This is a genomic window from Exiguobacterium sibiricum 7-3, from assembly GCF_000620865.1.
Lineage (GTDB): Bacteria > Bacillota > Bacilli > Exiguobacteriales > Exiguobacteriaceae > Exiguobacterium_A > Exiguobacterium_A sibiricum_A.
In genome coordinates this window covers 1300072-1322633 of the sequence record NZ_KK211190.1, presented here as the reverse complement: position 1 = coordinate 1322633, position 22562 = coordinate 1300072, and the positions used below count along the sequence as shown (strand labels likewise).

Annotated in this window: 22 protein-coding genes; 10 read left to right on the top strand and 12 right to left on the bottom strand. The window is 44.2% G+C overall.

What is annotated here, in order from left to right:
* Window positions 1-316 precede the first annotated feature (316 nt).
* Window positions 317-1789, top strand: coding sequence for a sodium/proline symporter PutP (putP, locus tag P402_RS0107610; protein WP_026828133.1), 1473 nt, complete (start codon window positions 317-319; stop codon window positions 1787-1789).
* A gap of 54 nt (window positions 1790-1843) precedes the next feature.
* Here the strand turns inward: putP and P402_RS0107605 are convergent, their stop codons facing one another.
* Together P402_RS0107605 and P402_RS0107600 are read right to left on the bottom strand one after the other, a co-directional pair.
* Window positions 1844-2641 (bottom strand): class I SAM-dependent methyltransferase, encoded by a 798-nt coding sequence (locus tag P402_RS0107605; protein ID WP_026828132.1) that lies wholly within the window; start codon window positions 2639-2641, stop codon window positions 1844-1846.
* A 42-nt stretch (window positions 2642-2683) separates the two neighbouring features.
* Complete coding sequence (locus tag P402_RS0107600) at window positions 2684-2998, bottom strand: hypothetical protein (protein ID WP_012370605.1); 315 nt, start codon at window positions 2996-2998, stop codon at window positions 2684-2686.
* Between the two features lie 216 nt (window positions 2999-3214).
* On the opposite strand from P402_RS0107600, the gene P402_RS0107595 reads away from it, so the two are divergent.
* The 3 genes from P402_RS0107595 (at window position 3215) to P402_RS0107585 (ending at window position 4928) form a co-directional block, all read left to right on the top strand.
* On the top strand, window positions 3215-3694 hold the full coding sequence (locus P402_RS0107595; protein ID WP_026828131.1) for a GNAT family N-acetyltransferase: 480 nt from the start codon (window positions 3215-3217) through the stop codon (window positions 3692-3694).
* Between the two features lie 96 nt (window positions 3695-3790).
* A complete protein-coding gene (locus P402_RS0107590) occupies window positions 3791-4489 on the top strand; it encodes a queuosine precursor transporter (protein ID WP_026828130.1) in 699 nt (232 codons plus the stop codon).
* An 82-nt stretch (window positions 4490-4571) separates the two neighbouring features.
* Entirely contained in the window at window positions 4572-4928 is a 357-nt protein-coding gene (locus P402_RS0107585; RefSeq protein WP_026828129.1) for a PilZ domain-containing protein, read from the top strand.
* A gap of 157 nt (window positions 4929-5085) precedes the next feature.
* Here P402_RS0107585 and P402_RS0107580 read toward each other — a convergent pair whose 3' ends face one another.
* Complete coding sequence (locus P402_RS0107580) at window positions 5086-6759, bottom strand: glycoside hydrolase family 13 protein (protein WP_026828128.1); 1674 nt, start codon at window positions 6757-6759, stop codon at window positions 5086-5088.
* 211 nt (window positions 6760-6970) lie between these two features.
* Between P402_RS0107580 and P402_RS0107575 the strand changes: the two genes are divergently transcribed.
* From P402_RS0107575 to P402_RS0107565, 3 genes are read left to right on the top strand one after another with little or no spacing between them, the layout of a single operon-like run.
* Complete coding sequence (locus P402_RS0107575) at window positions 6971-7588, top strand: hypothetical protein (protein ID WP_026828127.1); 618 nt, start codon at window positions 6971-6973, stop codon at window positions 7586-7588.
* Window positions 7589-7646: 58 nt separating this feature from the next.
* Window positions 7647-8441 (top strand): thymidylate synthase, encoded by a 795-nt coding sequence (locus P402_RS0107570; RefSeq protein ID WP_026828126.1) that lies wholly within the window; start codon window positions 7647-7649, stop codon window positions 8439-8441.
* The gene (locus tag P402_RS0107565) at window positions 8438-8923 is read left to right on the top strand and encodes a dihydrofolate reductase (protein ID WP_026828125.1); all 486 of its coding nucleotides are present in this window, start codon (window positions 8438-8440) and stop codon (window positions 8921-8923) included. Before P402_RS0107570 ends, P402_RS0107565 begins: the two co-directional genes overlap by 4 nt.
* A gap of 79 nt (window positions 8924-9002) precedes the next feature.
* Here P402_RS0107565 and P402_RS16715 read toward each other — a convergent pair whose 3' ends face one another.
* Window positions 9003-10523 (bottom strand): diguanylate cyclase, encoded by a 1521-nt coding sequence (locus P402_RS16715; RefSeq protein WP_051525130.1) that lies wholly within the window; start codon window positions 10521-10523, stop codon window positions 9003-9005.
* A gap of 78 nt (window positions 10524-10601) precedes the next feature.
* Window positions 10602-11996 (bottom strand): class II fumarate hydratase, encoded by a 1395-nt coding sequence (fumC, locus tag P402_RS0107555; RefSeq protein ID WP_026828124.1) that lies wholly within the window; start codon window positions 11994-11996, stop codon window positions 10602-10604.
* 200 nt (window positions 11997-12196) lie between these two features.
* Here fumC and tnpB point away from each other — a divergent pair, with 200 nt between their 5' ends.
* Both tnpB and P402_RS0107545 read left to right on the top strand, forming a co-directional pair.
* Window positions 12197-13369: an IS200/IS605 family element RNA-guided endonuclease TnpB gene (gene tnpB, locus P402_RS0107550; protein ID WP_026828123.1), complete on the top strand. Its 1173-nt coding sequence runs from the start codon at window positions 12197-12199 to the stop codon at window positions 13367-13369.
* Window positions 13370-13464: 95 nt separating this feature from the next.
* Window positions 13465-14781: a hemolysin family protein gene (locus P402_RS0107545; protein WP_026828122.1), complete on the top strand. Its 1317-nt coding sequence runs from the start codon at window positions 13465-13467 to the stop codon at window positions 14779-14781.
* A gap of 31 nt (window positions 14782-14812) precedes the next feature.
* Here P402_RS0107545 and P402_RS0107540 read toward each other — a convergent pair whose 3' ends face one another.
* Genes P402_RS0107540 through P402_RS16315 form a run of 3 tightly spaced genes read right to left on the bottom strand, consistent with a single transcriptional unit; the run spans window position 14813 to window position 17362 of the window.
* Window positions 14813-15208, bottom strand: coding sequence for a ribonuclease HI family protein (locus P402_RS0107540; RefSeq protein WP_026828121.1), 396 nt, complete (start codon window positions 15206-15208; stop codon window positions 14813-14815).
* Window positions 15201-16160: a CobW family GTP-binding protein gene (locus P402_RS0107535; protein ID WP_026828120.1), complete on the bottom strand. Its 960-nt coding sequence runs from the start codon at window positions 16158-16160 to the stop codon at window positions 15201-15203. The genes P402_RS0107540 and P402_RS0107535 overlap by 8 nt, the downstream gene beginning before the upstream one ends.
* Before the next feature lie 11 nt (window positions 16161-16171).
* Window positions 16172-17362: an HD domain-containing protein gene (locus P402_RS16315; protein ID WP_051525129.1), complete on the bottom strand. Its 1191-nt coding sequence runs from the start codon at window positions 17360-17362 to the stop codon at window positions 16172-16174.
* A gap of 147 nt (window positions 17363-17509) precedes the next feature.
* On the opposite strand from P402_RS16315, the gene P402_RS0107525 reads away from it, so the two are divergent.
* On the top strand, window positions 17510-17992 hold the full coding sequence (locus P402_RS0107525) for a hypothetical protein (protein WP_026828119.1): 483 nt from the start codon (window positions 17510-17512) through the stop codon (window positions 17990-17992).
* A 259-nt stretch (window positions 17993-18251) separates the two neighbouring features.
* On the opposite strand, the gene P402_RS0107520 is transcribed toward P402_RS0107525, so the two are convergent.
* From P402_RS0107520 to P402_RS0107505, 4 genes are all read right to left on the bottom strand, one after another.
* A complete protein-coding gene (locus tag P402_RS0107520; RefSeq protein WP_034769857.1) occupies window positions 18252-18836 on the bottom strand; it encodes a deoxycytidylate deaminase in 585 nt (194 codons plus the stop codon).
* A gap of 51 nt (window positions 18837-18887) precedes the next feature.
* Window positions 18888-20099: a toxic anion resistance protein gene (locus P402_RS0107515; RefSeq protein ID WP_026828117.1), complete on the bottom strand. Its 1212-nt coding sequence runs from the start codon at window positions 20097-20099 to the stop codon at window positions 18888-18890.
* Window positions 20086-20832: a 5-bromo-4-chloroindolyl phosphate hydrolysis family protein gene (locus P402_RS0107510; RefSeq protein WP_026828116.1), complete on the bottom strand. Its 747-nt coding sequence runs from the start codon at window positions 20830-20832 to the stop codon at window positions 20086-20088. The genes P402_RS0107515 and P402_RS0107510 overlap by 14 nt, the downstream gene beginning before the upstream one ends.
* Window positions 20833-21101: 269 nt before the next feature.
* Entirely contained in the window at window positions 21102-22448 is a 1347-nt protein-coding gene (locus P402_RS0107505; RefSeq protein WP_026828115.1) for a sodium-dependent transporter, read from the bottom strand.
* Window positions 22449-22562 lie beyond the last annotated feature (114 nt).

The following is a 22562-nucleotide window of genomic DNA, read 5'->3' as shown; positions in this document are numbered from 1 at the left end:
CAAGTGATTTTTATATCACTTGGATCGTTTTTTTATGCAAACAAATTTTTAATTATATCTTTTTTTAGTCTGCTTTTCATTTCAGTAGTTTTTCTTTCTTGTTACATTGTCACAACCAAAATCAGAAAGTTTAAACTTTTAGAGGGACTAAAAACGTCCCAACCCCTTGACAGATGAGGGTTGAAGCCACTTTTTTAGACATTTTGAAGACTTGCGTTGTCGTTTTAGACCCTGTAAGGTGGGGAACAAATCGATTGTGCTTATTTTGACAAATGCATGAACAGCGCAAAAAAAGTTTAATTGGAGGATTTATTTTATGACGCAGGAATGGATTTCAATCAGCTTGTATCTAGTCATGATGCTTGCCATCGGCTACATTGCATACAAGCGAACGACAAACACAGAAGATTACATGTTAGGTGGTCGAGATTTAGGGCCAGGTGTCACAGCTCTATCCGCCGGAGCATCCGATATGAGTGGCTGGATGTTGATGGGATTACCCGGTGCCATGTACGCAACTGGTGTATCCGCTTTATGGCTCGCTTTAGGTTTATTGATTGGTTGTTACGTTAACTATTTGATTTTAGCGCCACGTTTTCGTCTTTATACGGAAATGGCCAATGATTCAATTACGATTCCCGACTTCTTAGAAAATCGTTTCAAAGATACTTCACGTATTTTACGGACCGTTTCTGCAGTCGTCATTATCGTTTTCTTCACCTTCTACACATCAGCTGGTATCGTCTCTGGCGGTAAATTGTTTGAAAGCTCATTCGGCTTTGATTATCATTATGGTATGCTCTTGACGATTGCGGTCGTCGTCGCCTATACACTGTTTGGTGGCTTTCTCGCAGTCAGTTGGACCGACTTCGTCCAGGGTTGTATCATGTTCATCGCCCTTGTCCTCGTGCCGGTCGTTGCCTTAACGGACGTCGGTGGCATCGATGGTGCCTACAACTATGCAGAAAACCTGGATCCTACATTGTTTGATCCATTAAAAGGCACAACGTTCCTCGGAATCATCGGATTCCTAGCCTGGGGACTTGGTTATTTCGGACAACCGCACATCATTGTTCGTTTTATGGCCATTCGTTCGGTCAAAGATTTGAAAAAAGCACGCCGTATCGGGATTGGTTGGATGTTTATCTCGATTCTTGGTGCCATGATGACAGGACTTGTCGGGATTGCTTATTTTGAAGGGCAAGGCAATGGACTGGGCGATCCGGAGACCGTATTCATCCGTTTCTCTGATGTCTTATTCCATCCTTACATTACAGGATTCCTGATGGCAGCGATTCTTGCCGCCATCATGTCAACGATTTCGTCGCAGTTGCTCGTCACATCAAGTGCTTTAACAGAAGATTTTTATAAAACGTTCTTAAACAAAAAAGCGACAGATAAACAGTTGGTCTTGACCGGACGGATTGCCGTATTGGTCATCGCTGTCATCGGTTCCGTTTTAGCCTGGAATCCGTCAGCTACGATTTTATCACTGGTCGGTTATGCTTGGGCTGGTTTTGGTTCAGCCTTTGGTCCAATCATCCTGCTTTCGCTTTACTGGAAACGGATGACGAAACAAGGTGCCTTAGCCGGTATGTTGTCCGGTGCCATCACTGTCATTCTTTGGGTCCAGTTCGGTCTCAGTACGACACTTTACGAGATGGTACCTGGATTCTTCACGAGCTTACTCTTCACGGTCGTCGTCAGTCTCTTGACGAAACAACCGGTTGAATCGGTTCAAGAGAAATTTGACGATATGGAAGAAGAATTAAAAGAAGCAGTCGAATAATTTCAACCAATAAGTAAAACCCCTTTGAGTCTGACTCAGAGGGGTTTCTTGTCATCATAATTCAAGGACGCCATAATGCAGTTTGGATGATTTTCGTTTCGTCCGCTCAAATCCGTACCGTTCAAATAAATCACTTTCAAAATGAGCTTTTAAGACGATTCTTTGTCGTGCGACACGCTTGGCTTCGGCTACTACTTGTTCAGTCAACGGTTCATAGTTTGCCAGTTGTCGCAGTCCGTCTAGATGCGTTGATTCCGAAACGGTTTTTTCAAACATCGGATCAAAATAAATAACGTCCACCGTCTTGCTATCACATTTTTTGAGATACGTTAAGTGTTCTGCCAATTGAACTTCGATGTGACGCATCGCGTCAACGATTGGTTCGTATCCTTCAATCCACTGCTGCAACCCTTCCCTTACGATCAAGGCTGTCACCGGGTTGCTTTCTAGACCGATGACTTGACCCGACCGTCCGACCGCATGACTCATGACGATTGCGTCCGCCCCTAAGCCTAACGTACAGTCAAGGACGGTCATTCCCTCTTGCAAACGGGCAATCGTAATTAATGGATCATGACCGTTGCGGTCAAATTGTTTAATTCGAAAAACTGCACTAGACGGATGAAAGAAAAAAGAACTATCCGCTCCTTGCGGATAATATTCCAATCGATTTTTATCCACGACAAGGATGGAACGCTGATACTGATCATGAAGTGCTGGCAGACTCAGTTTTTTTCGTTCGATGACTTCGAAGTCGATGGTTTGTTCCGTTTCAGAAAGCCGCTGTAATCTGGTCCTCACATCATCAGTCAGTCTTAAGCATGTCGTCAATACAACTTTTTGTTTATCCAATCCGTTTCACTCCCAGAAAAAAATAAGCTAGCGCAGGCTAGCTTATTTCTTTTTCTTCAATAACCCTTCGATGTCTTCGATGAGTGCTTTTTTAGAAATTAAATCTTCTTGTTTTTCCTGTTCGACTTTGGCATCAACAGTCGTCCGTTGTAACAACGCCTGCAATGTCTCATCGATACTTGATTTCAAGTGGTCGCGATCTTCTTTATTTAATGCAAGATCGTGACGGACTTCGTCACCTTGTTCATCAAGTTGGCGTAACCGCTCCGTCAATTGTTTCGCTTCCCGATTCAAATCAGAATATAAGCGTTCGATTTGTTCTAAGCGTAATTTGATTCCATCCCGTTCTGTGAACACATTTTCCAACCCCTTCCAGCATACATATGTCTACATCATTACTTTACCATATTCATCACTAATTGAAACAATCACAATCCGTTTACAACTTACTTTTTCGCTTCCCTACCGTTACTGACTTCTCTAGTCCTCACTCCAGCTATCTTTTGCAATTTGTTTCCCGAAGTCGCTATAATAAATGAGCAGAGTGAATTGCGATCAGAGGAGGACACCGTCATGGATTTAAAACGTCGGACACTACGTCATGTAGATCAGACTGAATTCGAACATTTTTTAAAGTACGGCGAACAGGCTTACGGATTATCTCGTCAGGAAATTCAAGGATACGACCATGAGCTCGGGGTCGAGCGCGCCTTCGATTCTGTTGAACACAGTTATGCCGAAGATTTCTACTTTGATCTTCTCGTCGACGAACAACTGATCGGTCGTGTGCTCTTATTAAAGATGGGACATTATTTCCAACTTGATTTGATGATATTCGACTCATACAGCGGACGAGGTTTTGGAACGAAGGCTGTACAACAGGCACTCGAGCAATCAGATGTATTGGCTGTTTATGAAGTACGCGCCCGCGTCTTACCGACGTCTCCCCATCAAGAGATCGCTTCTCAGATTTTAAAGACGAACGGATTCGTCAAACAAGACGATTATTTCAGTAAGGGTCGGCGTAAACGTTACTCTTTACAACGCCCTTGAAGTTCGACCGACGCAGCCAGGCGTCGGTTTTTTTTTGACATAAATCCAAAAAAAGCGTAAAATTCTGGTTTGTATGATTCAGAAAGGAGTTCTCACATGAACGAATGGTTATGGTTTCCTTCCATCTTAATTACGATGGGATTATTATTACTCAGTTATCGTCTGTTTGGCAAAACCGGTCTGATGATGTGGATTGCTATCGCGACGATCATTGCCAATATCCAAGTCACACAACAAGTTGAACTATATTCTTATATTTTCACATTAGGGAACGTCGTCTACGGGAGTTGTTACTTGGCAACCGATATCTTAAATGAAAAATACGGGAAGAAAGTAGCACGTCAAGGCGTCTATATGGGCTTTTTCTCGTTGATTACGACAACATTATTGATGCAATACAGCTTATTGTATACGCCACTTAATGACACACTGGCGAAAGACATGTCGAGTTCTTTGAACCTCTTATTTGGTTTACTTCCTTGGATTGCGCTTGGAAGCTTGTCTGCTTATCTTGTATCGCAATTGTTTGATGTTTTTATCTATTCAAAAATCCGTCAAAAGACCGGAGAAAAGAAACTTTGGTTACGCACAACTGGCTCGACGGTCCTCAGCCAATTGATTGATACATTGACGTTTTGTGCGATCGCTTTTCATAATTTACCGTTTGATATCTGGTGGCAGATTTTCATTACCACTTATCTCGCTAAATTTGTTATTGCCTGGGTCGCAACTCCCTTCATGTATATTGCTAAACGTATTCATCCGACCACTCCATCTAAGGATGTAGCAGCTTGATACAATCACCTTCCTGATTTTCAACATTTCTCTAGAAGATTGTCCTCTTTTAACGGATAATGGAAATCAGGAGGTGTTCATCTTGAAAGTCAAACGCAACGAATCATTCCGGTATCATTTCGATGAACCGATTGCTGGTGAATTTTATCTTGTCAAAGATGGACGGCAGACACCGGTTGGATTGATGAAAATTCATAATATTTCACCTAGTGGTATGGCCATTGCAACGCCGCTGAAACTACCGATTGATCGTGCGATGTCAATTGTCGTCGAGTTTTCTCTTATACGCGGTCTCGAACCTTTGAAGTTGAACGGACTTATTTTACATGAAAAATGGCTTGATGCTCAGCGTTTGTATGGTATACGACTCGAAACGACCAAAGACGAGCAACAACAGATTATAGACACAATCAAACAATTCGTTAAAACGACCTCTTGAATGACATGTGTTTTACTTTGAAATCGAAGTTCCTGGAAACAGAAGTTCCTTCTCTGCCTTTGTTTAACAAGCGGACTTCAACAACTAAAAATAAGGATGGCGGATTTTATGTCCGCCATCCTTATTTTCATTCTTCTTTTATAGAAGTTGGTCTTTTTTACTGGACCGTCCGGTAGACGATCGCCTCATATGGTCGAAGGACTAACTCTTCTTTCGAGACCATTGGAGATTCGTTGTAATTACCGATGACTGAATCAGAGGTATCGTGTGACAATGGAATCGTTACTTCTTCTTTACTGAATGAGCAGTAAATGTACCATGTTTCATTTTCATACGTTCTGGTATAGGCATAGACATCAGTCTCATCTTCTAAAATCAACGCATATTCGCCGTATACGATTAAATCGTGCTGATGACGTAACGCAATCAGCTGTTTATAGTAATAGAAAATTGAATCGGGATCTGCCAAAGCTTGTTCGACGTTAATCAATGGATAGTTTGGATTGACCTTCAACCATGGTGTTCCTGTCGTAAAGCCGCCGTGCTCGGTCGCATCCCATTGAATCGGTGTCCGCGCATTATCTCGCCCTTTCACATGGACAGCGCGCAGTAACTCTGCCGGTGAAGCCCCTTGATCGGTCCGCTCTTTCCACATATTCCGAATTTCGATATCCTCATATTCCTCAATCGATTCAAAGGCAACGTTCGTCATACCGATTTCTTCCCCTTGATAAATGTAAGGTGTTCCTTTTAACAAGTGAAGCAGGGTCGCTAACATTTTAGCGGATTCGACGCGATACATCGTATCATTTCCGAAGCGACTAACAACCCGTGGCTGGTCGTGATTATTCCAGTATAGCGAGTTCCAGCCTTTTTCGTGTAAGGCGACTTGCCATTTCGTGAAGTTTTCTTTTAGTTTTTGAAGATTGAACGGTTGGACATCCCATTTGCCACCGGGGCCGGAATCCAAGTCCATATGTTCAAATGTAAAGACCATGTTAACTTCTTTTCGTTCCGGATCTGTATAAAGAATGGCGTCGTCAGTTGTCGCCCCCGGCATTTCGCCAACCGTCAAGACATCATAATTACCGAAAGAAGCATCATTCATTTCTTTTAAAAATTCATGAATTCTTGGTCCGTTAATATAATGTTGTCCGCCGTCCCCGTATAAAGCACCGGGAGGAACCGTCGCATCCGGAAGACCCGGTGTCTTCGAGATTAAGTTGATGACGTCCATCCGGAAGCCGTCAATCCCACGGTCCAACCAGCGGGTGATCATCCGGTAGACTTCTTGACGGAGTTTTTCATTTTCCCAGTTGAGATCGGGTTGTTTTTTAGAGAATAGATGTAAGTAGTATTCATTTGTCGTTTCATCTAGTTCCCAAGCCGGTCCGGAAAAAATAGATCCCCAGTTGTTCGGCAACGTACCGTCTTCATTGGCGCTTCTCCAAATGTAATAGTCCCGGTATGGATTGTCCTTACTCTTTCGTGACTCTGCAAACCAGGCATGCTCGTCCGAAGAATGATTGACCACAAGATCCATGACGATTTTGATACCCCGCTCATGCGCCTGATCGAGTAGACGATCAAAGTCTGCCATCGTTCCGAATTCGGCCATGATAGCCTCATAATCCCGGATATCGTACCCGTTATCATCATTTGGTGAGTCATAGACAGGGCTCAGCCAAATGACATCAATTCCAAGTTCTTTTAAGTAATCCAGTTTTTCAATGATACCGACAAGATCTCCGATTCCATCTCCGTTTGAATCATTGAAACTGCGCGGATAAATTTGATAGACTACACTGTCATGCCACCATTTACGTTCCATGTGATTAATCGACTCCTCTTGTGAACAATTTATGCAAGCGATTGCACCTTCTGATAAAAGCGCTTCCATTTATTTCATCGTTAGCGTATCACGAATATTGTAATCAAAACAAGAGGATACCCTCATCCGGATTCCGGTATACTGGACTTAGCGTTTCACGTTTGAATTTTTCCGATTGAGGAAAATGATTTATGAGAGGAGGCGTACCAACATGTATCGTCGTTACTTATTGTTTCTAGTTTGGGCTATCGCCATTGTCTTCATCTTACTGTTTGGGAATAACAGAGTCTTTCCTTCCGGTTTTCTCCTATCCTTTTTACGGTTTGATCAAAGCCAGTTTGATACGTCTGCACTCAGTTTATTCACATTACTTGGTATCTATCCAGCAGCCTTTTTCATGCTCTTTTTAGATGAAAAACGCTTCTTGAAACCTTCCCCGATGTTAGCAAGTTTTGGCGCCTTTGCGTTAGGATCATTTATCCTCATGCCGTATCTAGCACTCGCCATCCCGCGTCAAACGTTTTTGCCGTTTCGACGTCGGAAGTTCATCCCTTACGTTGTCGCACTGCTGGCTGTTCTGTCAGCCGTCATCATCTGGTTAGCTTTAGCACGTTCAGACTGGTCTATTTTCCAAGTCTATTTCATGACAAATCAATTCGTTCGGACGATGACTGTCGATTTGGTGATGTTTTATATTTTACAGCTGTTCATGTTACACAGAATACGGGCGCGACAAGACGGACGCCTTGGCTGGCGGGACATCGTGCCATTGTTTGGTCTGTTCAGTTATTTGTTCCGGCGCCATCTTCCGACCTCTTCCAACGGTTGATTCGGTCCAGGGGGTTCGGCTACAATAGGAAGATAGCTTTAATAGGGGGACATTATTCATGAAACAGTATCATCAACTTTGTCAGGAAATCTTAACGCATGGCATCAAAAAAGAAGATCGGACGGGAACCGGCACCATCAGTATTTTTGGTCATCAAATGCGGTTTCCGTTACAAGATGGTTTTCCAATGGTAACGACGAAGAAGTTACATATGAAGTCCATCATTCATGAATTGATTTGGTTTATCTCCGGTGAAACCAACATTTCCTATCTGCAAGAACATGGTGTCCGCATTTGGAATGAGTGGGCTGACGAAGACGGCAATCTCGGACCGGTCTATGGTGCCCAATGGCGTTCGTTCCCTAAATCGGATGGAACGACAGTCGATCAATTAGCGGACGTCATTGAACAGATCAAAGTGAATCCGGACTCACGTCGTTTGATTGTCAGTGCTTGGAATCCGGGTCAACTGGAGGAGATGGCTTTACCGCCTTGCCATCTGTTGTTCCAATTTTACGTAGCAGATGGGAAACTTTCTTGTCAGCTCTATCAGCGGTCAGCCGATGTCTTCCTAGGTGTACCGTTCAATATTGCTTCCTATGCCTTGTTGACCCATATGATTGCTCATGTGTGTAAACTCGAGGTCGGCGATTTTGTTCATACCTTAGGCGATGCCCATATTTATTCGAATCACTTGGATCAAGTCAATCTCCAATTGAGCCGGAATCCAAAACCTTTACCGACGATTCGTTTTGCCCGGGAAGTAGAACGCATTGAAGACTTTACGTTTGACGATATCATCATTGAAGGATACGATCCTGATCCGCATATTAAAGGAGTCGTCGCCGTATGATTTCGCATATCGTTGCCTATACAAAAAACCGGATCATTGGTCGGGATAACGAGATGCCGTGGCATCTCCCCGCTGATTTGGCCCATTTCAAGAAAACGACCTACGGCAAACCGGTCATCATGGGCCGAAAAACATTTCTGTCGATTGGTCGTCCATTACCGGGTCGCGAAAATATCGTCATTACGCGTGATCCAAATTTCCATGCAGAAGGAATTACCATCTGGCATGATTTAGACGGACTGGCTGCTTTTGCAGAGTCGGCAGAGGAAGTCTTTTTGATTGGCGGTGGCGAACTGTTCCAACAAACACTGCCTCTTTCCAAGCGGATTTATGCGACGGAAATCGATGCCATCATCGAAGGGGATGTTTATTATCCCGAGATCCCGGATGACTTCGTTTGTTCGTCCGAGACGTTCCATCCCGTTGACCCACAACATTCAGAAGCCTTTACAATTAAACAATTTGATCGTCCTCTTCATTAATATCCTTTTGTTTTCAAAAGCCGTTTTAAAAAGACACCTCGACTTTTAAAAAGTCGAGGTGTCTTTTAGTTTACTGACGTCACGGAAGACGAATTACCCATTGTCGAATTTGTTCTTCTACTTGATGTGGATCGAGAGGAGACAAACAATAATCCGTAACCCCCCGTTCAAGCGCTTGTCCAAGCAATTGACTTTCTTCGTCGGCAATTGCGATCACGTCAATGATTTTATCTCGTGTTTGCTTCCATTCATCGACACGCTTAAAATTTGATGCTGCCAGTTGTTCAAGCGGCATTACATATAATTGAATCGAGCCGGATGTTTTTTGATCGTCAGCTACGAGATCAAAATCATATTTCGGATGAATCGGGATTTCTATACGCGAAAGGGATGGAAGAATCGCCTTTTCGATTTTAATGACGGCCTTCACTTTCTCTTTAACAGTTGCCATTGCATAGACTATAACCTGATTTCTGCCATTTCGTTTGGCCTGATAAAGCGCTTCGTCCGCTTCAGACGTCATTTCCTCTAAATCCATCATTACATCATCAATGACCGTTAATCCGATTGAAACCGTTACTTTCAATCCATTTGGAAATGTATGACGTTCAATCCGAGCCCGAACTTTCTCCATCATTTCTGTAGCATGATTCGAATCATCCGCGCTAAACAACACCATGAATTCTTCTCCACCGAACCGAATCAATTCGTCGTCTTGTCGAAGGGCTTGTTTCGTCAAGGCAGCCAGCTCAGTCAACACAAGATCTCCCGTTGGATGACCATGCAAATCATTGATCCGTTTAAAGTGATCTAAATCAAAGATGGCCAAAGCAAACAATTGATGATCACGTTCTAACCGGGATGTCCGTCTTCGGTAAGCATTTTGAAGGTACTTCCGGTTAAAGGCTCCTGTCAATTCATCAACTAAAATCGAAGAAGAAACCGTTCGTAATTTTCGTAGCAAACGCTTCAGGCGAATTTTACGTTCATCGATTCCGACGGTTTCATCCCAATAGTCGTCTGTCCCGAGCGCATAACAAGCCTGACGGACAGCCGGGTCATTTGGTCCAATCAAAATCAGCGGAATAAACGATGCTTCCAATTTTTTAAACAACTTCACAATCAATGCATCATCCGTCATTCGGATGATTTCGTAGTCAATCAACATCGCATCGACATGCAAATCGTACCCGACTTCTAATGTATCTTCGATTGAGCCAAAGAAACGGGTCATATATCGTTCGTGTTCCAATGCTTTTTTCCATTGAATATTATCTAAAAATCGTTTTGTGACTGAAAGAATCATTTCTTTTCGGACAACTTTTTTCCGTCCCCGTTCTGACAGATGATCGATGACCGGTGCGAGCAGCGTCAAGATCTGATCATGCGTCACTTCTTCTATCACACTGTCTAACTCATTCACCCAGCGTGCGGTCTGCCGTTCGAAAAATTCCGCTTGATCGTGTTCGCTAAACCGGTTGAGCCACTGTGCGAAAACAAGTAACTCCGACTTCGGGACCGAATCCATCCGGAGTAAACGTTCGACCATCAGAATCGTTTGATCGATTTGTTTTTCAATTTGTTTTTTTGTTGTTTCCACAAGTCTTCCCTCTCTTTCTATACAGCCGAATTCATCCGTTCGACTGAAAAGAAAACGAGGGAAGACCCTCGTTTTCGATTATGCTTTTAAGTTCGGATGAACCATGTCAGCTGGAACAATCCATTGATCGTACTGTTCTTCTGTCAATAAACCGGTTGCGAGTGCAGCCTCTTTTAAAGTTGTACCCTCTTTATGCGCAGCTTTAGCAATCCGAGCTGCGTTTTCATATCCGATATGTGGATTGAGTGCCGTTACAAGCATCAACGAACGTTCGACGTTTTCCGCGATGACGGTCTGTTCCGGCTCGATTCCGACCGCACAGTGGTCATTAAAGGAATGCAGGGCATCCGTCAACAAACGAACCGACTGGATATAGTTATACATGATGACCGGTTTAAAGACATTCAATTCAAAGTTCCCTTGGCTTGCTGCAAATCCGATTGTCGCATCATTCCCAAGAACCTGGGCTGCAACCATCGTCAGTGCCTCACTTTGTGTCGGGTTGACTTTTCCAGGCATGATGGAACTCCCCGGTTCATTCTCTGGAATCGTAATTTCGCCAATTCCGGCACGAGGACCTGATGCCAACCAGCGGACATCGTTAGCGATTTTCATCGCATCCATTGCAAGCGCCTTGATGGCGCCATGAGAAAAGACCAGTTGATCATGGCTCGTTAAGGCATGGAACTTATTTTCAGCGCTGACAAATGATTTCCCGGTTTCTTCACTCATTTTCTCAGCTGCCCGGTCTCCGAATTCCGGATGGGCATTGATTCCGGTTCCGACTGCAGTCCCGCCAATGGCTAGCTCCGTCAATGGCTCTAACGTCAACTCAATCATCTTTTTCGAAAGCTGTAACATACGGACCCACCCACTGATTTCTTGTCCCAGTGTGATTGGTGTTGCGTCCTGTAAATGTGTCCGGCCAATTTTAACGATGTCTGAGAAGGCTTTTGCTTTCTCGTCGAGCGTCGCATGGATGGCATCAATCGCTGGCAACAGTTGATCGATGACAATCGTTTTCGCTGCGATATGCATCGCGGTCGGATATGTATCGTTCGAACTCTGTGATTTGTTGACATCGTCATTTGGATGAATGACTTGCTTGCTTCCCCGTTCGGCAAGTTTCCGTGTCGCGACACGTGCGACGACTTCATTGACGTTCATGTTCGACTGTGTACCGGATCCGGTTTGCCAAACGACCAGTGGAAATTCTGCGTCGAATTGTCCGGCGATGATTTCGTCACATACTTCGGCAATCACTTCGGCTTTCTCTTGATCCAGGACACCTAAATCACGATTGGCTAAAGCCGCTCCTTTTTTGAGAACCGCAAATGCCCGAATGATTTCAATCGGCATTTTTTCTGTTCCAATCTTAAAGTTTTCCAAGCTCCGTTGTGTTTGTGCTCCCCATTCTTGTGCTTCCGGGACACGAATTTCCCCCATCGTGTCGTGTTCTAAACGGTATTCCATGCTAATTTCCCCCTTTATCTGCTGATACATTAATAGTTTAACGGAAACCGTCACGAATGGGAATGATAGAGGCCAGTTTGGGGAATAGTTTGTTATCAAAAATCAGGCGAGAATACGCCCACTTCTAAACGAAGTGAAAGTGGGAGATGAATCGCCAGCTTACTTTCAGGGTATATTTCCTTTGAAGAAGGTGAAAAATGGTGTTGAAACACAAGGCCTACAAATTCAGAATCTACCCGACAAAAGAGCAGGAAATTCTGATCGCGAAGACGATCGGGTGTTCGCGCTTCGTCTTCAACCACTTCCTGGCGAAGTGGGATGAAAGGTACAAGACCACTGGAAAAGGACTGTCCTACGGCTCTTGTTCCAAAGAGCTTCCTTTGTTGAAGCAGGAGTTCGACTGGTTGAAGGAAGTCGATAGCACATCTGTTCAGATCAGCGTCAAACATCTTGCCGATGCGTTTGACCGCTTCTTCAACAAGCAGAACAAACGTCCTCGATTCAAGTCGAAGCGTAATCCCGTCCAATCGTACAAGACCAACATCCAAGGCAAAAATCAGCTTCCTGCAGTGTCAATCGTCGGAAACAAGCTCAAACTTCCAAAGTTGAAATGGGTACGTTTCGCCCATTCAAAACAGATCACAGGCCGTATCTTGAACGCCACGATTCGACGCAACGCTTCAGGGAAATATTTCGTCTCCCTGCTCGTCGAGCAGGAAATTAACGAACTGCCGAAGACCGGTTCATCCGTCGGCGTCGATGTCGGACTCAAGAACTTTGCCACCCTGTCAGACGGCACGATATACAAGAACGACCGTTACTTCCGTTCGCTCGAGAAAAAGCTGGCGCGCGAACAGCGTAAGTTGTCTCGTCGTCAACGCATCGCATTGAACAGGAAAGTGAAACTTTCCGAGTCGAAGAACTATCAGAAGCAGAAGCGGAAGGTCGCCCGCATCCACGAGAAGATTGCCAACAAGCGAACCGACTTCCTGCACAAGGTATCGATCGAGATTGTCCAAAACCACGACGTCATCGGCATCGAGACTTTGCAGGTGAAGAACATGCAGAAGAACCGCAAGTGGAGCAAGTCCATCTCGGACGTCAGCTGGTCGGAGTTCTTCCGCATGTTGGAATACAAGGCGGGCTGGTACGGGAAAACCGTCGTGAAGGTCGGCAAGACCTTCGCTTCGAGCCAACTCTGCTCGAGTTGCGGTCATCAACACAAGGACGTGAAACATCTCGGCTTGCGAGAATGGACATGCCCGAGTTGCGGGATCCATCATGACCGAGATGTGAACGCAGGACTGAATCTCAAACAAGAAGCTGAACGCCTCTTAGCTTCTTCAACCGTCGGGACGACGGGGTTAGCCTGATCATTTTTCGACCGATAGGTCGGATAACTCAGGAATCCTCCACCTCTTAGCGTAGCGTAGGTGGGGGTAGTTCAACGAAAAGGAGTGAATGCTTGATGTGGTTGATTAACTTAACAATTGTTTTACTTTTAATTCTGGCGAACGGAGTATTTGCGATGACGGAACTGGCTTTACTGTCCTCCAAAAAATCCAAGCTGCAACAATATGCGGACGACGGAAAAAAATCCGCTCAAATAGCCCTCGACTTTTTGGAACGTCCGACGGATTTGCTGTCGACCGTTCAAGTCGGCATTACCTTGATTGGCATCATCAACGGGGCCTTTGGCGGTGCTGCTTTATCCGCTCCGTTAATTGACTGGCTCGCCCGTTTTGAGTGGTTGGCACCTTACGCCAGTACGATCGGCTATATCATCGTCGTCACTATCATCACTTATTTATCGCTGGTCGTCGGTGAACTGGTCCCGAAACGTATCGCCCTCGTCAGTCCGGAGCGTGTCACGATGGTCTTGGCACAACCGATGCGTTTATTCTCGAGTCTATTAAAACCGTTCATCTTCATCTTAAGTAAATCAACAAGTATCATCTTTCGGATGATTGGGCTCGATCGGCTTCAAACGGAAGATGAGACCGAAGACGAGGTCAAACAGTTATTGATTCGTGGGACGAAGGAAGGAACATTCGCCATGTCAGAAGCGGAACAAGTCTCGCGGGTATTTGCTTTCCATGATCAGCTGGCATATGAATTAATGGAGCCGCGGACGGTGACGGAATGGATTGATCTGACAGATTCACCGGAACAGATTCTAGCTGACTTACGCAGCGCAAAACACCGGAACCTTCCCGTTGGTCATGGTGATTTGGATCACTTTGTCGGATACATCGATGCGAAGGAAATTCTGGCTACTGATCAACCGATTGTTGCCATTGAATCTTTGATCCACACACCGCTCATTGTTCCAAAACAATTACAAGCAACTGTCTTGCTCGAACGGATGCGGAAAGAAACGGTCTCGATTGCTTTTGTACTGGACGAGTACGGCGGCTTTTTAGGAATGATTACGTTGTTTGATATTCTCGAAGCATTCGTCGGTGAAATCTCGACTGTCGAAGAGGAGCCGGAACTGGTGCAACGGGCGGACGGGTCTTACTTGGCGGATGGCTTACTGCATATTGATGATTTAAAGCGTGTCCTCGGTATTAAAACAGACTTACCAGGCGAAGAAAAAAATAGTTATCATACGGTGGCTGGACTCGTCTTATATCTGCTCGGCGAATTTCCGGTAAGAGGAAGTCATGTCACGAGCGACGGCTACCGGTTCGAAGTCGTCGACTTGGATGGTCGACGGATTGACCAAATCTTAATCGAACGACTGGAGGAACCTGTCGACGAAACGTCTCTACCAAAAAACTGACCGGTCTCAGAGACCCGGTCAGTTTTTTAGATCAATATTCATTTAACGCATCTTTTGCTACACGGTCGGCTTTATTTTCTGACCGTGGAATCCACTTGACGAACGCAAGCGGTAGAAGGGAAAACCGCTCAAATGCCGGATCAAAATAGATTTGAATCCGCTTGTTTTTGGCAAACTCGCGTTCAACTGCCAACGAAACGGCTTCTGAATCCGTACGGAAAGAAAATACACTTTCCCCTTGTGCCAATAATTCTTCCGCTAATTCGACAGCTTTTAAAAATGCCTGAAATTCAGCTTCGTGATTATTCTCAGCCGTAATTCTAAACGTCCGTTCGATGACCTGACCTTCTGAATTTTTGCAAAAAATCCCGACTGCCGCATCATCATTCGAGGGACGGACTGCTCCGTCAAAATATAGTTCAACCATGTTCTCTCGCCGCCTTTATACCTTTTCGAATCGCTTGTTCATCTAAATTTTTTCCGATGAAAACCAGCGTTGTTTGTTTTAGTCCTTCAAATTCACCACGTGTTGCCGTTCCGTAAATCATACCAGTTCCTTGTAAAATGATTTTTCGATCCGTATCCGAAAAATAAAGGATTCCTTTATAGCGGTATAAATCTTCGGCATATGCTTCAAGAATTTCTCGCAAAACGGCACCAAAGCGTTGACGGTGCAACGGAACTTGTTCTGTAATCGTCAACGCTGTGAAGGACTCCGCCGCTTTCTGTAAACCGTCAGTTTGTTGTGCCAACCGTTCTTCTTCCTGCTTTGGAAAATGAAACGTTTCGAATAACTGTTGAATCGGCGTGTCCGATTCGATGGTCGGTAGAATCAACGCCGTTGGATTCAGTTCGGATATCCGTTTGACTGCCGCCGTGACCTCGTCTGCCGAAATCAAATCGGTTTTATTTAACAATAAAGTGTCCGCAAAGCCGATTTGACGGACATTTTCTTCAAATGTCAATTGTCGTTCCAGTTGATAGGCATCGACGACCGTAATGACACTCGATATTTGATACTGTTGTTCGACCGCCGGTTCAAAGTAAAACGTTTGTAAGATAGGACCCGGATCGGCAATCCCTGTCGTTTCAACAATTAAACGATCAAAGGCCATCTCACCGTCACGTCTTTTTTTAGCAATCCGGAGTAACGCATCCCGCAAATCACCACGAATCGAACAGCAGATGCAACCATTGGTCAGTTCGATGACCTCTTCATCACTTCGTTCGATGAGCGCTTCATCGATGTTTACGGCGCCGACTTCGTTGACGAGTAATGCTACTTTTTCAATCGGATTCGCAACAATCCGGTTCAATAATGTTGTTTTCCCTGCCCCTAAAAAACCTGTGACAAGGGATGTTTGAATACGTGCTGACATGTGTTCACTCCTTATGTTAACTGCGACTGCCGCCATTTTTCTTTTCGTGCATCCAGTAAATCAATGGCATGTAAATACCAGGCGTCTGTCGTCTGCGGGGTGACGCTTGATCCCCACTCTTTTTTGCCATGATGGGATAAAATCATATGCATCAACCGGTGGTACTGATCAACCGGTAGGCGGACTGCTTCTTTTTGTAACGCTTGTTCCAGGACAAAACATCCATAAGGCATGTGTCCCACTAACACACCGTTCGGATCTAAGGTAATACCGGACAGCTTTTCATCGGCCGGTTCCACTTGGACCAAGCGGGAAAAGCGGTCGTTGCTCGCTCCGAGATGGGTATATTCAAAGATTTTTCCGATATCATGCAACAAAATCCCCAACAGTAATTCATCCTGGTGTGGACGGTCGTTTAATAATGCAATCGATCGTGCTGCCTGATACAAGGCATCAAAACTGTCATCCCAGGCAAACTGACGCATGTCCCGTTCACTCGCTTGGAACAAATCGTTTTTATGATCCGCCTCGGCTTCTTGAATACATTGTAAAAGCGTCAAGTCCGGACGTTCCGATTGACAGATTCCAAAACCAATCGTCATCATACAGGTCGTATGCTTCAACAGACCGCCGATATAGGCATGATGATGATACAAAGCCGCTGGACGGGTCGAGAAATCTTCCCAATATGACGATAACACACGATGTGCCACTTGCCGGAGCGGTGCCTCCATCTTGCCAATCAGACCAATCAATTGATCCCGGTAGCCGCTTGCAGACTCGCCAGTAGGCATTTGTGGTAAAAATGCCGTGCCCGATTGATTGTGAACGGCTTTCACCCGCTGGACGGTCAATGATTTATTACCTGAATCAACAGGATATTCTTCCACTTTGGCAACGACATGAACGATACCTGTTTCAAGGTATGGACGCATTGCTTCTTCCGCTGTTCCCTGATTCAACCATTGTTTCCCTTTACATGTACCACTCGGAGAGTTGAAGGTAAATTGTAACCATTCACGACCTGTCTGGCTTATTTTAATTTCAGCCGATGCGACGAGCAGGGTTTCTTCCACCTGTTCTCCAGGAACATGATTGGAAATCAGAAATCCTGTCGCCGTCTCGGTTCCTTCAAGTGGATAGTCTTCTCCGCTATAAACCGGCATCTCAAGCTCTGGAATGGCTTTAAATAATCGAATCATCGTCAACACTCCTCTCATTTACTCTGCCTTTCATGATAACAAATCTTCTCTATTCCTGCATACGTTAAAACATTCATTGTAAGCGCTTCATTTATGATTTAAAATGACAAGTGAAGACAAATTATCCATGATAAGGAGGATTACCGGATGATTTTTTCATTATCGACTTGTTATGATACGGTTCAAGTTTCAGGACTGGAGTCGGATCCATCTACCGTAACACGTGAACAACTTCGTCAAGCCGTTTCGATTTATGATCCGCTTGTTCTGAAGGATCCTTGTTTATTACATCAACTCATTTATCAAGAAATGGTCTTAGCATGCCAACAGGTTAAAGCACTTGGTTTATCACTTGATGCTGTCCCTGTTAAGCTGTTGATTATCTCCTCATTTAATCCGGGAGCGGGTTTCGATGCGGATGAAATCAATCGGATGTCCAACGCGACACTTAAACGGCAACTTGCAACCAATGACGTCGTCTTCTCGCGCTTCATCCAACAATTATTTCTGCACCAAACACAAGCGGATATTCTTTGCCAACGTTTAATGACCGTTTTAGCTGGCGCGACGGCCAAAAAGGTGTTCGTTCGAGCCGAACGGCTTCAGACTTCTTGGGCTATCCTGCACTAACCACACAAAAAGTCCTGACTCAAATGAGTCAGGACTTTTTTTCAACGACCTGGCATTCCAGCTCCTTGATGGATATTTCTAATGAAAATGCGGCATTCCGCTTCGTCATATTCTATATACATCATTGCAGAATATTGGAAATATGTCAATTTATTTTTCAAAAAAAAGTGGGATAACCTCGATTGAAGTTATCCCGAATGGAAGAGTGAATAATTACCATGGCAATGCTTAATTTCATAATACAATGCGATGGAAGCGTTTACAAGTCTTTATCGAAAATTCTTTCAAGAAAATATTCTTCTGTTAATGGACGATGAAGAACTTCAATCCCACTTTGTCGCATCAGCTTCAATCCATCCCCATATTCGTAACCCGTCGAATAGACGACACGATCAATTTTCGAGGCAATCAAGGCTAAACTGCAGGCATGACAAGGACTGTGGGTTACGTATGCTGTCGCATGCCGGGCGCTGGTCGAGTCTGCTGCAAGTTTTCCTAACGCATTGATTTCAGCGTGGATCTCGTTCATCTTCGACCACTCGTGGTGTTCTTCTTGATTGTCACAGCGGAAAAATACTTGACCGTTATGTACGATAGATACAGCGTCAGACTGCTCCTGGTTACGTCCTTCTGCTGCGGCTTTATACAGAATATTATCTTGTTTTAAATAAATTTCATTGCAGTTCACATGTTGACTGGGTGTTCCGTTAATTCCGATTGATATCGGTTTTTCATCTTTGACAATGACACAGGCAACGGACTTTGAAGCACATTTCGAATGCCGATCCGCCATCATCCTTGCAAACAAAAGCCATGTTGTATCCCATTGATGTTGTTTTTTCATGATCCGTCTCTCCTTTTGAATAAACCACTAAGGAACACATAAATGTGTTCCTTAGTAAGGGCGGTTTGGTAATTCACGATTTTTTGAAGCTACTTCCATGACTTTTTGTTTCAATTCATTTTCCATTCGTTCGAGCTCATGTTCCGCATCACGACGTTTTTGTTTTCCGTCCTGTTGAATCCGTAACGTTTCATCCAACGTTTCGATCAGGTTTTGATGCGCCACTTTCAAGGATTCGACCGATACGATTCCTTTTTCATTTTCTTCTGCAATCTCGATGGATGAATCTTTTAGGAGCCGTGAATTTTGTTCCAATAATTGATTGGTCGTATTCGTGACATCCTTTTGCATCTGTAAGGCTGTTTTTTGCCGCGATAGACTCAGCGAAAGAACCACTTGGTTTTTCCAGAGCGGAATCGTATTGACGACCGCTGATTCAATCTTTTCCGCTAAGATTTGATTGTTTTGTTGAATCACACGGATTTGTGGAGCCATTTGAAGACTGATCGTCCGTGATAGTTTTAAATCATGAATTTTCTTTTCGAACCGATCAGCCAGTTGAATCATGTCATTCAACTCCTGTAACCGGGTCTGATCCTGTGAGCGTTCGACTTCCATGCGCAACGGTTCGATTTCATGTTCTCTGACGTGTGCAACTTTTGTTTCTCCTGCCGCAATGTAGAGATTCAGTTCTTCGAAGTACCGCTTATTTTTTTGATACATTTGGTCAAGCAACGTAATATCCTTCATCAAACCGAATTTTGAACGATCCAAATTGTGAACGACTTCTTCAAGGTAAGCACTCATTTTTTCATACTGTAAAAAGTACGTTTCTGCTTTTTTCTTCGCTCGACCAATGACAGGAACATTTGACCAAAAACTCTTCTTTTCTTGTAACGTGTCCGGGTCCATCTGACGCACACGCTGCATTAAATCCGACAAGAGTTTTCCAGCATCGCCGCCGTCTTTCATTTTCACTTCACTCAACACTTGATCTGAAAACTGTGATAATTCGCGTTGAACCGGTGCCCCGTACTGCATGACGGCATCTGATTTTTTTAAATCGATGACTTGAAGCAACCGTTCAATTTTTTGGCGTTGTTCGGCCGGAACGTCACTCGGAATCATGTCTTCGACTGGTCGGACCGGTATAGATGAAGTTTCTGCAAGATTCAGATCAACAGACGGATCTGAAATCGTCGGTTGTGTCGTTGATTCTTCTTCCGGCCATTGTTGCCAGCTATTGTTATCAGAATGGGTCATGTTTATAACTCTCCTCCTGTTTTCGTTGTTCTGACTCTTGTGCCAAAACCTTCTCAATCGTCAGCAATTCACGTTCTAGGTCTACCGTATCGCCTTCTAACAACAGTGATTGCTGTTGTTTTAATTTTTCAGCGATGAGTTTTAGGTTGGATTGTAATTGTTCTCGTGTCTCCATTTGAACTTGCGCCCCCCGTCGTTCGAGATCCGCAAATTTTTCCGAAATCGAGAGCAAGGAATCCAAATAGAATGTAAAGAAATCACGGACTTTTTTGACTTCACGTGGCGCCGTAAATAGCTCTTCAAACAAGACGTGGGCTTCACGGGAAACGATCCGCATTTCGGATCGGATTTCACTATCACGAATCGTCGGAATGATTTGATCAAAGGATTGAAGTTTGACAAATCCTTCTTCGACTGTTCGTTGTAAGACCTGAAGCTCTAAATCATCTGTTTCATCAAATCTGCGTGTTGCTTGTTCCGGCTTTAAGATGACGCTCCCGACAAACTCGTCTTCATCATCGAGTAGCAGTTTCTTTTTAACGTTTTTTCGTTTTAATTCTGTTGATTTCCGTTCAGTCCGATACCGTTTACCCGGTTTAGCACGATAGCCGCTCCAGATGAACCAAAGACCTAATGCAATGAAGATGCCGGAAAAATTCAAGGCATCCGCCACCTGAAGAAATACAAACATCAGACCGATTGAACCAAGGACCCACCATGTAGAAGACTTCATCTCATCACCACCCCTTTTGATTGTTCCTCTATCTGTCTTCAAGTTAGTCATTTATTACTTATATCTTACCATTACGAATCATATAACAAAAAGTTTCCCGTTTTAGCGAAATGTTAGTCCTCTGTATTTCTTATTTCACCATAATCTATTACCCGTTACATCCGCCTCAAGTTTGATTTCTGCAATCTTACCGGCAACAAAAAAATCCGTCCACAAAAAAATTGCAGACGAACTTTTTTTACAGAAGTAAGGTAGCCGCTATATGCCGCTTAAGAACCGAACAGCGGCCAAACCAAGATAATCAAAATCGCGACTGGACTCAGATAACAAATACTAAAACGCCAGAATGGAAGTATTTTTTTCATCATCGGACTCGTCACAAGTTCTTGTTCAACCAAGGTACGGTCCAATTTAAATCCGGCAAAAAATGAAATCAACAATGCACCAATCGGCATGAGGATATTTGAAACGGTAAAGTCCATCCAATCGAAAATCGTTTTATCCATCCACGTGATGTCAGATGCTAAACCAAACGAAAGAGCAGACGGAATACCAATCACACCAATTAACACTGTAGCAATAATCGTATTGCGTTTCTTATCTCGAAACGTCGCTGTTTCTTTGCGGTCGGTAATAGCGGAGACAACTACTTCAAGCATGGCAATCGAAGAAGTGATTGATGCAAAAGCAAACAAGAGGAAAAACAGGACCAAGAACAGTGAACCAAACTGAATTTGACTAAACACCGTCGGTAAGACGATGAACAACAAGGACGGTCCTTCCGCAGGATCGAGACCCGATGCGAAAACAGCCGGGAAAATGGCGAATCCAGCAAGCAATGAGACAATCACATTTAACGAAACGATCCAGATAGCGGATCGATTAATTTGTCCTCTTTCTTTCATGTAAGAAGCATAGGTCAACATAGCCGATACCCCCAATGAAAGCGAGAAGAACGCTTGTCCTAAAGCACTGAGGACTGATGTCCGGTTTAAGGCCGCAAAGTCCGGTTCGATAAAGAAGCGGACGCCTGCCCCTGCTCCTTCAAGCGTCAACGAACGGATGACTAGAATGATGAAACACAGAAATAGTAACGGCATCATGATTTTACTCATTTTTTCAATCCCGGCTTGTACTCCGCGTAAGACGATCACACACGTAATGAGCAAGAAGATCAACTGACCCGTAATGGCATAGCCTGGAGAACTAGAAACCGTGGCAAATAATTCACCTAAATCTGCTCCGCTCATCGCGGTTAAATTACCGGAAAACCCTAGAACAATATAGATCAGTACCCATCCACCGATGACACTGTAAAATGAGAGCAACAGAAAACAAGCGATGACACCGAGCCAACCAATAAACGTATATTTTTTATGACCAAGCTCTGAAAAAGCCTGTAATGCTGTTTTTCCACTCGTCCGACCGATTAAGAACTCTGCAATCAAGACCGGTAATCCAAGCAAGAGCGTAAAGGCTAAAAATAATAATAAAAATGCCCCACCCCCGTTTGTTCCCGTCGTATAGGGAAACTTCCAAATGGCACCTAGTCCAATCGCTGATCCAGCTGCTGCTAAAATAAATCCAATCTTCGAAGCCCATGCATTTCCTTTCATGGCACTCGACCTCCTTTTCAAAAATACTTTTCCATTGTACAAAAGTTCGTACGGGAAGTCATCCTTTATCAAACATTTTCTTTAAAGCGTCAAAGCATAACCGCATATTCGCAG